The organism is Streptomyces sp. NPDC053076 (assembly GCF_044546845.1).
Classification (GTDB): Bacteria; Actinomycetota; Actinomycetes; order Streptomycetales; family Streptomycetaceae; genus Streptomyces.
Genome location: NZ_JBITZL010000001.1, coordinates 272,763 through 286,312, shown reverse-complemented (window position 1 = coordinate 286,312; position 13,550 = coordinate 272,763). Strand labels below are relative to the sequence as shown.

The 13,550-nt window shown below is 73.4% G+C and carries 10 protein-coding genes; 1 reads left to right on the top strand and 9 read right to left on the bottom strand.

Annotation, left to right across the window (positions count from 1 at the left end):
* Positions 1–20: 20 nt before the first annotated feature.
* The 8 genes from ACIGYR_RS01180 to ACIGYR_RS01145 form a co-directional block, all read right to left on the bottom strand.
* Entirely contained in the window at positions 21–2,312 is a 2,292-nt protein-coding gene (locus ACIGYR_RS01180) for an SWIM zinc finger family protein (protein ID WP_399604665.1), read from the bottom strand.
* Positions 2,309–5,164: an SNF2-related protein gene (locus ACIGYR_RS01175; RefSeq protein ID WP_399604667.1), complete on the bottom strand. Its 2,856-nt coding sequence runs from the start codon at positions 5,162–5,164 to the stop codon at positions 2,309–2,311. The genes ACIGYR_RS01180 and ACIGYR_RS01175 overlap by 4 nt, the downstream gene beginning before the upstream one ends.
* A gap of 94 nt (positions 5,165–5,258) precedes the next feature.
* Positions 5,259–5,840 carry a sugar kinase gene (locus ACIGYR_RS01170; protein WP_399604668.1) on the bottom strand — a complete coding sequence of 194 codons (582 nt, stop codon included), beginning with the start codon at positions 5,838–5,840 and terminating at the stop codon, positions 5,259–5,261.
* A complete protein-coding gene (locus tag ACIGYR_RS01165; protein ID WP_399604670.1) occupies positions 5,837–6,982 on the bottom strand; it encodes an ROK family glucokinase in 1,146 nt (381 codons plus the stop codon). Before ACIGYR_RS01165 ends, ACIGYR_RS01170 begins: the two co-directional genes overlap by 4 nt.
* A gap of 139 nt (positions 6,983–7,121) precedes the next feature.
* Positions 7,122–7,913 (bottom strand): ATP-binding cassette domain-containing protein, encoded by a 792-nt coding sequence (locus ACIGYR_RS01160; RefSeq protein ID WP_399604671.1) that lies wholly within the window; start codon positions 7,911–7,913, stop codon positions 7,122–7,124.
* Positions 7,910–8,962, bottom strand: a complete 1,053-nt coding sequence (locus ACIGYR_RS01155) for an ABC transporter permease (protein ID WP_391841484.1) — start codon at positions 8,960–8,962, stop codon at positions 7,910–7,912. Before ACIGYR_RS01155 ends, ACIGYR_RS01160 begins: the two co-directional genes overlap by 4 nt.
* Positions 8,959–9,963: a sugar ABC transporter substrate-binding protein gene (locus tag ACIGYR_RS01150; protein ID WP_399604674.1), complete on the bottom strand. Its 1,005-nt coding sequence runs from the start codon at positions 9,961–9,963 to the stop codon at positions 8,959–8,961. Before ACIGYR_RS01150 ends, ACIGYR_RS01155 begins: the two co-directional genes overlap by 4 nt.
* Positions 9,964–10,158: 195 nt before the next feature.
* Positions 10,159–10,896: a GntR family transcriptional regulator gene (locus tag ACIGYR_RS01145; protein WP_399604791.1), complete on the bottom strand. Its 738-nt coding sequence runs from the start codon at positions 10,894–10,896 to the stop codon at positions 10,159–10,161.
* Between the two features lie 130 nt (positions 10,897–11,026).
* Here ACIGYR_RS01145 and ACIGYR_RS01140 point away from each other — a divergent pair, with 130 nt between their 5' ends.
* Entirely contained in the window at positions 11,027–12,052 is a 1,026-nt protein-coding gene (locus ACIGYR_RS01140; protein WP_399604675.1) for a Gfo/Idh/MocA family oxidoreductase, read from the top strand.
* Positions 12,053–12,354: 302 nt separating this feature from the next.
* Here ACIGYR_RS01140 and ACIGYR_RS01135 read toward each other — a convergent pair whose 3' ends face one another.
* Positions 12,355–13,539 (bottom strand): cytochrome P450, encoded by a 1,185-nt coding sequence (locus ACIGYR_RS01135; protein WP_399604677.1) that lies wholly within the window; start codon positions 13,537–13,539, stop codon positions 12,355–12,357.
* Between the last annotated feature and the right edge of the window lie 11 nt (positions 13,540–13,550).

The following is a 13,550-nucleotide window of genomic DNA, read 5'->3' as shown; positions in this document are numbered from 1 at the left end:
CCGCTGTCCGGCCGTCGGCGTCAGAGGTCGTCCGGTATGCCGAGACCGGTCAGCGCGCCCACCGGATCGAGGTCCGGGGTGCCGCGGGGCCACCAGTCGTCCTGGCCGGGCTCCGACTCGTAGGCGTACCACAGGCCGTCGCGGCCCAGGCGGAGCTGGACATGGCCGCGCGGGTGGGTGAGGCGGTTGCGCCACGGGCGGAACGCGGGAAGGTCGGCGGCGAGCAGCAGCGGGCGGGCTCGGTCGAACCGGCCGGCCGGCGGGTCCCACGGCTCCTCCAGGACGGAGAGCCCCGCGAGGCCGCCCTGCCGCCAGGCCGCCACGGCACGGGCGAGGTCGGCCGGGGTGCGGCCGACGGCGCCGGCGAGCGTGGCGTACAGCGTGCGGGTGGCGGCGGTCAGCCCGGAACCGGGGCGGGCCGCGGCGAGGCGCACCGCGTCCTGCCACACGGTCAGCTCGCCGACCGGATCGTGCCCGGTACCGAGCAGGGCGTGGGCGCGGGCGGCGGCGTCGGTCGCCAGCTGGTCCAGCGCGAAGGGGTCGGGACCGCCGGGCGCCGACGGGTACACCGGGGGCTGCCCGGGGTGTGACGCTACCGGCAACGGCGCGGGCAGCAGCGGGAGTTCGCGCGGGGCGAGGGCCTCGGCGGCCCGGACGCCGGGCAGGGTCTGCGGCTGTCGTTCCTGCGCGGCGCGGGCCGCGCGTGCGGCGCTGCGCCGGGACAGCGTGTCGAGCAGCTCCTTCTCGCCCCGGCCGCGCAGCAGGAGCAGCACGAAGGGGTCGGCGTCGAGCAGGCGGGCCGTCTGGTAGCAGAGGGCGGCGGCGTGCTTGCAGGGGTGGCCGGAGTCGGGGCAGCTGCAGCGCGGGACGAGGTCGCCGGGGCCGGGCAGCAGGGGGACACCGCAGTCGGCGAGGGAGTGGGGCAGCTCCTTGTCGAGCAGCGCCGCGATATGGCCCGGCCGGTCGGCCGCGGCGTTCAGGAACCGCTCCCAGTCCTCGTCCTCCAGCGTCCGCACCCGCACCTGCACGCGGTACGGACGCGGCCGGCTCCCCCGTACGTACGCCAGCACCAGTCCCGGTGTGACGGTGATGGCGTCCACATGCCCCCGGTCCGCGTAACCACGGCCCCGCCCCAGCCGCTTGGGATCCAGCGCGCCCTGCTCCAGCGCACCGACCCAGGCGTTGCCCCACCAGGTCCCGGCGAACGGCCCGCCCACGGCCCCCGCTTCCCGGGTCGCGAACGCCGGGAAGGTACGGCGGAGTTCGCTGTCGCGGTGGGGAGTGGCCATGGTCGGGGGCGCATACGGACCGGCGGAGCCGGGACGCGTGGCCGCGTGCGGGGAGGAGGTCGTCGCCGAAACCGCAGGTGTGGGCGCCGAAGCCGACGGACTGGCCGTCCGGATCGAGGGCGTGGTCACCCGAGAGGAGGGGGCGGCCACGTGGGGCGGCGGCACGGTTGGTGCGGCAGCGGCCACCCCGGCATCGGCCACTGCCGCATCGGCTGACGATGCGGCAGCGGCGGCCACCCCGGACGACGGCTCAACGGGCGCGGAGGCAGAAGCGGTTGCCGAAGGGGACGACGCCCACGTCACGGGGGCCGACCCGGTGGGGGACGAAGGGGAGGGCCCCGACGTCACAGGGGCCGACCCGATCGGAGCCGAGGGAGAAGGCGCCGACGTCACAGGGGCCGACCCGGTCGGGGACGAGGGAGAAGGCGCCGACGTCACAGGGGCCGACCCGGTCGGGGCGGACGGGGCGGGTGCGGGCTCGTCCGGCTCGCCGGGGGCGGGAGTGGCGTGTGCGGGCTCGGCGGGGGCGGACGGGGCGGGTGCCGGCTCGCCCGGGGCGGGAGTGGCGGGTACGGGCTCGTCCGGCTCGCCGGGGGTTTCCGCCCACGGGGGCATGCGGAAGGCGGTCGCCAGGTAGCGCCGCATCTCCTGCGCGGCCTTGACCCGGGCGGCCCCGGCGTCCTCCCCCGGTGCGGAGGAGGTGCCCGGTGCGGCGGGGCCGGGACGCGCGGATGCCTGTCGTCGGCGGCGAGGTTCCCCCGCCTCCGGGCGCAACGCCTCCCGCCGGGCAGCGCGCAGCGCCTCCCGGGCCGCGTCGCCGGGCTTGGGCTCCGTGCCGTCGGACGGGCCCGTGCCGTCGGCGGTGTCGGCGGAGGCGTCCCGCGGTGGCTGGGACGGGGCGTCCTGCGCCGGGCCGGGCGTGGGCCGCGCCGTCCCCTCCCGCTCGGCCTCGGCCCGCTGCCGGGCCGCCCGCAGGGCCCGGCGGGCGGCGTCACCGGGGCGGGGCTCGCCGCTGCCCGTCATGACGTCCTCCGCAGGGACACGAGGTCGGCCAGCTCGCGGTCGGTCAGTTCGGTGAGTGCCGCCTCGCCGGAGCCGAGGATGGCGTCGGCCAGCGCGCGCTTGGCGGCGAGCATCTCGGCGATGCGGTCCTCCACCGTGCCCTCGGTGACCAGGCGGTGGACCTGGACGGGCTGGGTCTGGCCGATGCGGTAGGCGCGGTCCGTGGCCTGTTCCTCGACGGCCGGGTTCCACCAGCGGTCGAAATGGATGACATGGCCCGCGCGGGTGAGGTTCAGGCCCGTGCCGGCGGCCTTCAGGGAGAGGACGAGGACCGGGGTCTCGCCGTTCTGGAAGCGGTCGACCATGCGTTCGCGCTCAGGGACCGGGGTGCCACCGTGCAGGAGGTCGACGGGGACGGCGCGGGCGGACAGGTGGGCGGTGAGGAGGCGGGCCATGCCGACGTACTGGGTGAAGACGAGCGCGGAGCCGTCCTCGGCGAGCAGGGTGTCCAGCAGCTCGTCCAGGAGGGCGAGTTTGCCGGAGCGCGCGGCGAGCCGGTCGGCGGGCGCGTCCTCCTTCAGATAGAGCGCCGGATGGTCGCAGATCTGCTTCAGGGCGCCGAGCAGCTTGAGGACCAGGCCCCGGCGCCCGATGCCCTCGGCCGTCTCGATCGCCAGCATCGACTCGCGCACCACTGCCTCGTACAGCACGGCCTGTTCCCGGGTGAGCGGCACCGGGTGGTCCGTCTCGGTCTTGGGCGGCAGTTCGGGGACGATGCCCGGGTCGGACTTCTTGCGCCGCAGGAGGAAGGGCCTGACCAGGCGGGACAGACGCTCGACGGCTTCCGCGTCCTCGCCGTTCTCCACGGCGCGGGCGTGCCGGGCGCGGAAGGACTTCAGCGGGCCGAGGAGTCCGGGGGTGGTCCAGTCGAGCAGGGCCCACAGTTCGGAGAGGTTGTTCTCCACCGGGGTGCCGGTGAGCGCCACCCGCGCGGGGGCCGGGATGGTGCGCAGCGCCTTGGCGGTGGCGGAGTAGGGGTTCTTCACGTGCTGGGCCTCGTCGGCGACGACCATGCCCCACGGCTGCTCGGCGAGGCGGGCCGCGGCCGAGCGCATCGTGCCGTACGTGGTGAGGACGAAGCCGCCGTCGACGCCGTCCAGGCTGCGGCCCTGGCCGTGGAAGCGGCGGACGGGCACGCCGGGCGCGAACCTGGTGATCTCCCGCTGCCAGTTGCCGAGGAGGGAGGCCGGGCAGACGACGAGGGTCGGCTCGGTGCGGGCCCGCGAGAGGTGCAGGGCGATGAGTGTGATCGTCTTGCCCAGGCCCATGTCGTCGGCGAGGCAGCCGCCCAGTCCGAGCGAGGTCATCAGGTCGAGCCAGGCCAGGCCGCGCAGCTGGTAGTCGCGGAGGGTGGCGTCCAGGCCGGGGGGCGGGGCGGCGGGGAGCAGGCCCGCGGTGAGCCGGTCGCGGAGGGCGGCCAGCGCGCCGACCGGGACGACCTCGACGCTCTCGCCGTCGACCTCGGCCTCGCCGGTCAGTGCCACGGACAGCGCGTCGACCGGGTCGAGCAGGCCCAGTTCGCGCTTGCGGGCCTTGCGGACCAGCGCGGGGTCGACCAGCACCCATCGGTCCCGGAGCCGTACGACAGGGCGGTGGGCCTCGGCGAGGGCGTCCATCTCGGCCTCGCTGAGCGGGTCGCCGCCGAGCGCCAGCTGCCAGCGGAACCGCAGCAGGTCCTCGCTCTCGAAGAAGCCGGTGCCGTCCGTCGCCGAGCCGGGTGCCGGGCGGACCACGGCGGTGACGGTCAGGTCGCGGGCGAGGTCCCGGGGCCAGTGCACGGCGACCCCGGCGGCGGACAGCCGGCTCGCCGCCACGCCGAGCAGTTCGCCCAGTTCCTCCTCGGACAGGGCGAGGACGTCGGGTACGTCCTGCTCGGCGAGGCGGGCCAAGGGCGCCCACACCCGGGCGGCGCGCCGGACGGCGAGGGCCGCGTCGACACGCGCGCGGGGCCCGAACGCCGTGTCGGCCTCCCCCGTCCACAGGGCCGCCGCGTCGGCCACCAGGGTGGGGTCGGCGAGGCTGTGCACCTGCACGACGGCCGCACCGGCGGCGCGGGCGCCGTCACTCGCACCGGCGTCGAAGACGTCGTACGCGGACAGGTCCAGGCGGAGCGAGAGCCGGACGCCCGCGTCCATTCCGGCGGCGACCTCGGCGGCCCACTCATGGGCGGCGGGCAGCCTCTGCGGTTCTCGGGCGGCGAAGGGCCGGCCGGAGGCGTGGGGGGCCGCGGGGGTGCGCGGCAGGGTGTCGGCGACCGCGTCCAGGAAGGAGCGGACCAGGGCCTCCGGCTCGGGCAGCCGGAGCGCGCCCGGGCCCGGGAGGGGCACGGCGTGGCCCTCGGGGGGCAGCGCCGCGGCGATCGCGCGCAGGTGGGCGATGTCGTCGGGCTCCAGGGGACCGGCCCGCCAGGCGTCGTGGCCGCCCGGGGTGAGGCCCGGCAGCAGCCGGCCGCGGGCGACGAGCCGCAGCGCGTGCAGGGCGGCGGCGCCCCAGCAGGCGGTGGCGGGGTGGGCGGCCGGGTCGCGCCGGGCCCGGACCAGCAGCGGCAGGGACTCGGCGAGCGGCAGGGTCAGCGCGGGCACCTGGCGGCGGCGCACACCGGCGCCATGGCGTCGTACGACCGTCAGCTCCTGGGCGGCGGCGCCGGGGGCGGGGGGCAGCGCGTCGCCGTCGGGGTCCCAGAAGGCGAGGCGGCCCTCGCGCGGCAGGGGTGCGGGCAGGTAGACGGACGCGAGGCGCACCGGGACCGGGAGCCCGGTCTCCGTCCCCCGGGAACCTCCCGTGCGCTCGGCCACCGCAGCCGTGCCGCTCATACGTCCTGCCACCTCCCGCCCGTGCGTCGGATCAGACGCCTTCGACTTTACGGGCGGGGTCTGACAACCGGCGCCGAGGCCCGGTCGGGGCTGGTCACGGGACCGTGCGGGAGACCATGAACACCGTCGGGTACTGCGGGTCGGAGAGGTTGACGACGACGTCCTGGGTGGGCGCCGGGTTCTTCTGCTCGTGCGTCAGGCCCCACCAGGGGCCCTGGCCGCTGAAGGTCCAGCCGCTGACCTTCCGGTCCCGCTCGCCGACCGCGATGTAGTCCTTCCTCAGCTGCTCCCGGCGCACGCCCATGGCCTCCAGGAAGCTGTCCAGTCCGGCGGGGTTGGTGTGGAACTGGACGTAGAGGCGGCTGGTCTTCCAGTTGTTCGTCTCGTAGTAGGCGATGTCGTCGGCGGGGTGCGGGACGGTCACCTGGTAGAGGCGGCGCTGCACCTTGGACGGCCAGCCGGCGGTGAGGCCGGTCGCGGAGTACATCGCCTCCTTGTCCTTGCCGCTGTCGCGGCTCTGGTTCGCGGAGATCACCAGGTAGCCGGCCGGGACGCCGATGAGCAGGACGATGATCAGCAAGGTCAGCGCCCGGCGCTTGGCCTTGTGCCGCGGGTCCTCCGCCGGCTGTTCCGGGTCGTCGGGCGGGCCGCCCTGGTGGGGCAGCGAGGGCGTCATGCGCTGTCCTGGTCGCGGCGGGCCCGGGCGTACCGCTCGTAGCGCTCGTGGCGCTCCACCCGGCGCCGCTTGGCGCGGCGGAACCGGCGGGCGACCAGCCGGGCCAGGTCGGCGGCGCCCACCATGCCCGCCTCGGGGCCGAGCTGGGCGCGCGTGATGCGGGCCTCGGGGCGGTAGCCGCGGCCGGTGAGGTGGCGTTTGAAGGCTTCCCGGGCCGGGCCGATGAGCAGGTCGTCGGCGGCGCTGACGCCTCCGCCGATGACGAAGCAGGAGGGGTCGAGAGCCGCCGCGAGGTTGGCGATGCCGACGCCGAGCCACTGGCCGATGTCCTGGAGCAGCTCCACGCACATCGCGTCGCCCTCGCGGGCCAGCTCGGTGATCATCGGGCCGGTGATGTCGTCGACGTTGCCCTTGACGTGCTCGATGATCCCGTAGGCCACCGGGGAGTCGGCCACGGCCAGCTCCTTGGCCTCGCGGACGAGCGCGTTGCCGGAGCTGTACTGCTCCCAGCAGCCGCGGTTGCCGCACGGGCAGCGGTGGCCGCCGGGCACGACCTGCATATGGCCGAATTCACCGGCGACCCCGAACTTGCCGCGCTTGACCTGGCCGTCCTCCAGGATGGCGCCGCCGATGCCGGTACCGAGGGTGATCATCACGAGGTGGTCCTCGCCACGGCCGGCGCCGAAGCGCCACTCCGCCCAGGCGGCGGTGTTGGCGTCGTTGTCCACCAGCACCGGCACGGACAGCCGGCCGGCGAGGCGGTCGCGCAGCGGTTCGTTGCGCCAGGACAGGTGGGGGGCGAACAGGACGCGGTTGCGGTCGGCGTCGACCCAGCCGGCCGCGCCGATGCCGACCGCGTGCACGTCGTGCCGGTCGGACAGGTCCAGGACCAGCTCGACGATGGTGTCCTCGACGACCTTGGGGCTCTTGGACTTGTCCGGGGTCTCCGTGCGGAGCTTCTCCAGGATGTTGCCGTCGGCGTCCACGACGCCCGCCATGACCTTGGTGCCGCCGATGTCGATGCCGACCGTCGGCACCCGGGGTGCGGTCAGGTGGGATCGGCGTTCCCGGGTCCCGACCGTACGGAGCACAGGGGCCCGGCGGGAGCCGATGGGGGCGGTGAGGTCGCGGTAGGTGCTCATCGTTGGTCGATTGTGCCTCACCGCCGGTGTGGGTGCCGTACGGGACGGGAGAGGTGCGCGATCGCCGTCGGGTGCCGGGTGTGTCGCGGTCGCTCGCGCCCGCGCGGCGAAGCCGCGGACCGGCACGGCCCCGCGCCCCTCAGCCACGCTGTAGTTCGTGGCGCAGAGCGTCCAGGTCGGATCCGCCGGCCATCTGCCGGGTCAGCTCGTCCAGCGTGATCTCGTCCCGTGTGTGATGGCCCACCATCGCGCCGCGTCGCAGCAGTACGAAGTGATCGCCCACCAGATACGCGTGATGCGGATTGTGGGTGATCAAGACAACACCCAGACCCTCGTCCCGTGCCGCGGCCACATATTTCAGGACCACACCGGACTGCTTCACTCCCAGTGCCGCCGTCGGCTCGTCCAGGATCAGGACCTTCGCGCCGAAGTGGACGGCGCGGGCGATCGCCACGCACTGGCGTTCGCCGCCGGAGAGGGTGCCGATGGGCTGGTCGACGTCGCGCAGGTCGATGCCGATGCGCAGCAGCGCCTCGCGGGTGGTGCGCCGCATCAGGTCGGTGTCCAGGCGCTTGAAGGGACCGATGCCGATGCGGGGCTCGGAGCCGAGGAAGAAGTTGCGCCAGACCGGCATCAGGGCCACGACGGCCAGGTCCTGGTAGACGGTGGCGATGCCCCGGTCCAGAGCCTCGCGCGGGGAGGCGAGGCGGGTCTCCTCGCCCTCGATGCGCAGGGTGCCGGTGTCGTGCCGGTGCAGGCCCGCGATCGTCTTGATCAGCGTCGACTTGCCGGCGCCGTTGTCGCCGAGGACGCAGGTGATCTCGCCCGCGTGGACCTGGAGGGAGACGCCTTCCAGGGCGCGGACGTTGCCGTAGCGCTTGCCGACGTCGGACAGCTCCACCAGGGGCGTACGCGTGACGGTCTCGGTCATTTCGTGGCCTCCGCGCGCTTGCGGACCCAGGCGTTGAGCAGGGTCGCGAGGAGCAGCATCGCTCCGAGGAAGAACTTGAACCAGTCGGGATTCCACTCGGCGAAGACGATGCCCTTGCTGGTCATGCCGAACAGGAGCGCGCCGACGGCCGAGCCGACCGCGCTGCCGTAGCCGCCGGTGATCAGACAGCCGCCGATGACGGCCGCGATGATGTAGATCAGCTCGTTGCCGACGCCCTCACCGGACTGGACGGCGTCGAAGGAGAAGAGCAGGTGCTGTCCGGAGATCCAGGCGCCGAACGCGACGCCCGTGTAGAGGCCGATCTTGGTCCTGGCGACCGGGACGCCCACCGCGCGGGCCGCGTCCTCGTTGCCGCCGACGGCGAAGATCCAGTTGCCGGTGCGGGTCCGCAGCAGGATCCAGGAGGCGAGGGCGACCAGGCCCAGCCACCACAGGATGGTGACCTTGATGCCGACACCGCCGACGGTGAGCGTCGAGGCGAAGACGGCGTGGGCGCTCTCGAAGCCCTCCATGTCGGCGATGGTCTTGGTGGAGACGGTGCCGTCGATCAGCTTGGTGAAGCCGAGGTTCATGCCCGTCAGCATCAGGAAGGTGCCCAGCGTGACGATGAAGCTGGGCAGTTGGGTGCGGGTGAGCACGAAGCCGTTGAAGGCGCCGACGGCGAGGGTGACCAGGAGCGAGACGCCCACGCCGACCCAGGTGTTCGCCGTCATCTGGTAGCTGGACATCGACGAGACCAGCGCGGAGGACGTCACGAGGACGCCTGCCGACAGATCGAACTCGCCGCCGATCATCAGCAGGGCCACCGGTACGGCCATGATGCCGATGGTCGACGAGGCGTACAGGACCGTGCTCAGGCTGGAGGCGCGCAGGAAGCCGTCGGCGGCGAAGGCGAAGAAGACGAAGACGGCCAGGGCGCCGACCACCGAGCCCAGTTCCGGGCGGGCGAGCAGCTTCCGCAGCGGCGAGGTCTGCAGAATCCTTTCGTCGGCGGTCTTGCCGTCGCCGCGTTCCAAGGTGGCGGTCATCGGGTGCCCCGGTCGGTGTACTCCGCCAGTGCGGACGCCTGGTCCTTGGTGATGATCTGGGGGCCGGTCAGGACCGCCTTGCCGCCGCCGAGGACGTCGGCGTTGTACTTGTACAGCCACAGCAGGTCGACGGCCTGGTAGCCCTGGAGGTAGGGCTGCTGGTCCACGGCGAAGCCGAGGGTGCCGGCCTTCAGCGCGGCCGCGACCTTGGCGTTGAGGTCGAAGGTGTCGATCTCGGCCTTGCTGCCCGCGTCCGCCTTCGCCTTCACCGCGGTGTCGGCGTAGGGCGCGCCGAGGGTGACGACCGAGTCGATGGAAGTGTCGGCCTGGAGCTTGGCCTCGATCGCGGACTGGACGTCGGGCATGTTGGTGCCGTTGACGTAGAGCTTGCGCAGTGTGCCGTGGAAGGTGTCGGCGACGCCGTCGCAGCGCTGCTCGTGGCCGACGTTGCCCTGCTCGTGCAGCACGCACAGGGCCTTCTTCCGGCCGCGCTTGTTCAGCTCGTCACCGACGGCCTGGCCGGCGACGGTCTCGTCCTGGCCGATGTGGGTGAGGGCACCGAACGCCTTGGACTCCTCGGAGCCCGAGTTCACCGTGATCACCGGGATGCCCGCCTTCTCGGCACGAGCCACGGCGGCCTTCATGGCGTCCGGCTTGGCGAGGGTGACGATGATGCCGTCGACCTTCTTGTCCACGGCCGCGTCCACCAGCTGCGCCTGCTGCTGGGCCTCGTCGTCGTGCGAGTAGAGGAACTTGATGTTGTCCTTCAGGGCGGCCTGCTCGGCACCGCTCTGCACGATGTCCCAGAAGGTGTCGCCGTCTCCCGAGTGGGTGATCATCGCGAACGTCCAGCGCGGGGTGTTCACCGCCGCCCTCCCCTGGGCCGCGGCGGCCTTGCGGGCGTCCTCCGCCCGCTTGCCTCCGGTGCTGCTGCACCCCGCCAGGGACACGGAGAGTGCCCCCGCCAGCGCTATGCCTACCCAGGTCCGAAACCGTGCCACGAGGCCATGCCCCTTCTTGCTGTGCTCTTGCTGTGCTCCGACGTGCGTAAGGGGCGGGCGACCTCACCGTCGGCATCCGGCGGCGACCTCACCAGCCCCAAACACTTCAGTATCGAACACGGGGAACACGCATGACACGGCCGGGGACCGCAGACCGGTCCTATTGTCCGGACATTGCGACGAAAGCCGGGGGCGTCAAGGCCGTACGAGCAGCTGGAACTCGAAGGAGTAGCGGCTCGGACGGTAGATGTGGTCGCCGAACTCGACCGCGCGGCCGGTGTCGTCGAAGGTGGTGCGCTGCATGGTGAGCAGCGGGGCCCCCTCGGCCTCGGTGAGCCGCTCGGCCTCGGCGGCCGTGGCGCCGCGGGCGCCGATGGACTGGCGGGCGCTGTGCAGGGTGATCCCGGCGGACCGCATCAGCCGGTACAGGCCGGTGGCCTCCAGCTGTCCGGTGTCCAGGTCGAGCAGGCCGGGCGGCAGGTGGTTGATCAGGTAGGCCATCGGTTCGCCGTGCGCGAGGCGGAGCCGCTCGATGCGGTGGACGTCGCCGCCCTCGGCGACACCGAGCGCGGCGGCGACCACGGCGGACGCCGGGACGACCGTGTTGACCAGCACCTTGGTCGCGGGGCGCTGGCCGGCCGCCTCCAGGTCGTCGTAGAGGCTGCTGAGTTCCAGCGGGCGCTTGACCTGGCTGTGCACGACCTGTGTGCCCACACCCCGGCGCCGGACGAGGAGCCCCTTGTCGACGAGGGACTGGATGGCCTGGCGGACCGTCGGCCGGGACAGGCCGAGCCGCCCGGCCAGCTCGATCTCGTTGCCCAGGAGGCTGCCCGGGGTGAGGGTGCCGTGCTCGATGGCGGCCTCCAGCTGCTGGGAGAGCTGGAAGTACAAGGGCACCGGGGAGCTACGGTCCACACGGAGTTCGAGCGACACGGTCGGGTCCACCTCTGGTTTCGGCACGGGCCCGAGCGTAGCCCCGTGCGAGGTTGACGGGAAGTTGTGTAGTCCGGTTGTCCGGACATACGCATTGACAGCGTACGGGGTTCGCCCTCACTTTGTTTCCATGCGCATCGGGGTCATCGGTACAGGCCGCATCGGCACCCTTCACGCGAGGACGCTCAGCCGTCATCGCGAGGTCGGCTCCTTGATCCTGACCGACGTGGACCCGGCGCGGGCGCAGGGGCTGGCGCACCGGCTGGGTGAAACGGTGGCGCCGGGCGTGGACGAGATCTTCCGATGGGGCGTGGACGCGGTGGTGATCACCACGGCGACCGCGGCCCACGCCGAGCTCATCGGCCGGGCGGCCCGCTCGGGCCTGCCCGTCTTCTGCGAGAAGCCCATCGCGCTGGACCTGCCGGGCACGCTGCACGCGCTCGCCGAGGTGGAGACCGCCGGGACGGTCCTGCAGATGGGCTTCCAGCGGCGGTTCGACGCGGGCTACGCCGGCGCCCGGGCGGCCGTGGCCACCGGCCGGCTCGGCCGGCTGCACACCGTACGGGCCATGACCTGCGACGAGTCCCCGCCCCCGGCACAGTGGCTGCCGCTGTCCGGCGGGCTGTTCCGGGACACGCTGATCCACGACTTCGACGTGCTGCGCTGGGTGACGGGCCGGGAGGTGACCGAGGTGTACGCCACCGGGTCCGACCGCGGTCCGGCGATGTTCCGCGAGGCCGGTGACGTCGACACGGGCGCGGCCCTGCTCACGCTGGACGACGGCACCCTGGCGACGGCGACGGCGACCCGGCTGAACGGCGCGGGCTACGACGTCCGCATGGAGCTGGCCGGAGAGCGGGACACGGTGGTGGTGGGCCTGGACGACCGTACGCCCCTGGCGTCCACCGAACCGACCGGACCGCCGGCGGCGGACAAGCCGTGGACCGGGTTCCTGGAGCGGTTCGGGCCCGCCTACGAGGCCGAGCTGAACGCCTTCGTGGAGGTGGTGCGGGGCGAGCGGCCCAACCCGTGCGACGGGCGGGAGGCGTTGCAGGCGCTACGGATCGCCGAGGCGTGCGAGATCTCCCGCCACGACCGGCGACCGGTGGCGCTGGCGGAGATCCCGGACCGGCCACGGCCGCCGTCGGACGACTGAGACGCGTCCCCAGCCCTCGGCTTCGTACGACTGAGACGGGTCCCCAGCCCTCGGCTTCGTACGACTGAAACGGGTCCCCAGCCCTCGGCCCCGTACGACTGAGTTTCGTACGGCTGAGACGCGTGGAGGACCCACGGTCCGTGTGCGGCTGACGGACGCGTGCGGGGGTCCCGGACCCACGGCTTTCGTGCGGCTGGGCGTCCCGGACGCGTCCGGGACGCCCAGCCTTCGTACAGCTGACGGACGTGTCCGGGACGCACGGCCTCTCCGCAGCCGGCCCCGGGTCGTACGTCCACCGGTGGCTACCACCGCACCGGCAGGCTCCGTACGCCTCGCATCAGCATGCCCGGCAGCCACTCCCCCGGCTCGCCGTCCAGGGCGAGGCCGGGGGCACGCTCCAGGAGGGTGCCGATCGCGATCCTGCCCTCCAGACGCGCCAGCGGCGCGCCCAGGCAGTAGTGGATGCCGTGGCCGAAGGCGAGGTGACCACGGGTGTCGCGGCGGATGTCGAAGCGGTCCGGGTCGGCGTACCGGGCACCGTCCCGCTGGGCGGCGGTGAGGCCGATCAGCACGTCCTCGCCGTGCCCGATCCTGGTGCCCGCGATCTCCAGGGGTTCGGCCGCGTACCGGTAGGTGGCGTTCTCCACGGGCCCCTCCCAGCGCAGCGTCTCCTCCACCGCCCCGTCGAGGAGGGTCATGTCCGCGCGCAGGGCGGCCAGTTGCGCGGGATGGGTGAGCAGGGCGAGTACGCCGTTGCCGATGAGGTTCACCGTGGTCTCGTGGCCCGCGACGAGCAGGAGGAAGGCCATCCCCCGCAGTTCCCGCGCGGAGAGCCGGTCGCCGTCCTCGGCGGTGGTGCGGATCAGGTCGCTGAGCAGATCGTCCGTGGGGCCGGCACGGCGCTTGTCCTCGATCAGCTCGGTGAGGTACTCGGCGAGGCGGACGGTCGCGGCGTCCCCGGTGTCCGCGTCGGTCGGCGCGACCACCTCCGTGGAGATCTTCCGGAACTCCGCGCGGTCCATCTCCGGGACGCCGAGCAGCTCGCAGATGACCGTGATCGGCAGCGGGTAGGCGAGCGAGTCGATGAGGTCGGCGCGGCCGTGCGGCAGCATGTCGTCGAGCAGACCGTCGGTGATCTGCTGGATGCGTGGGCGGAGTTGCTCGACCCGGCGCATGGTGAACGCGCGCGCGACGAGGCTGCGCAGGCGCGTGTGCTGTGGCGGGTCGGCGACCAGCAGGTACTTGCCGATCAGCTGCTCGTCCAGGGGCGCGCTGCCGATCTTGGTGATGTCCTTGGCCAGCCGGTGGTCGGCGAGGGCGGCACGGGCCTCCTCGTAGCCCACGACGAGCCAGGTCTCCCAGTCACCTCCCGGCATGGCCAGCCGGACCCGGTGGACGGGGCCCTGCGCGCGGAGGCGCGCGTACACCGGGTGCGGGTCCCGGCGCAGTGCGTCGGACGAATGCGTCAGGTCGATCACTCGTTCCATGTCTCCTCATC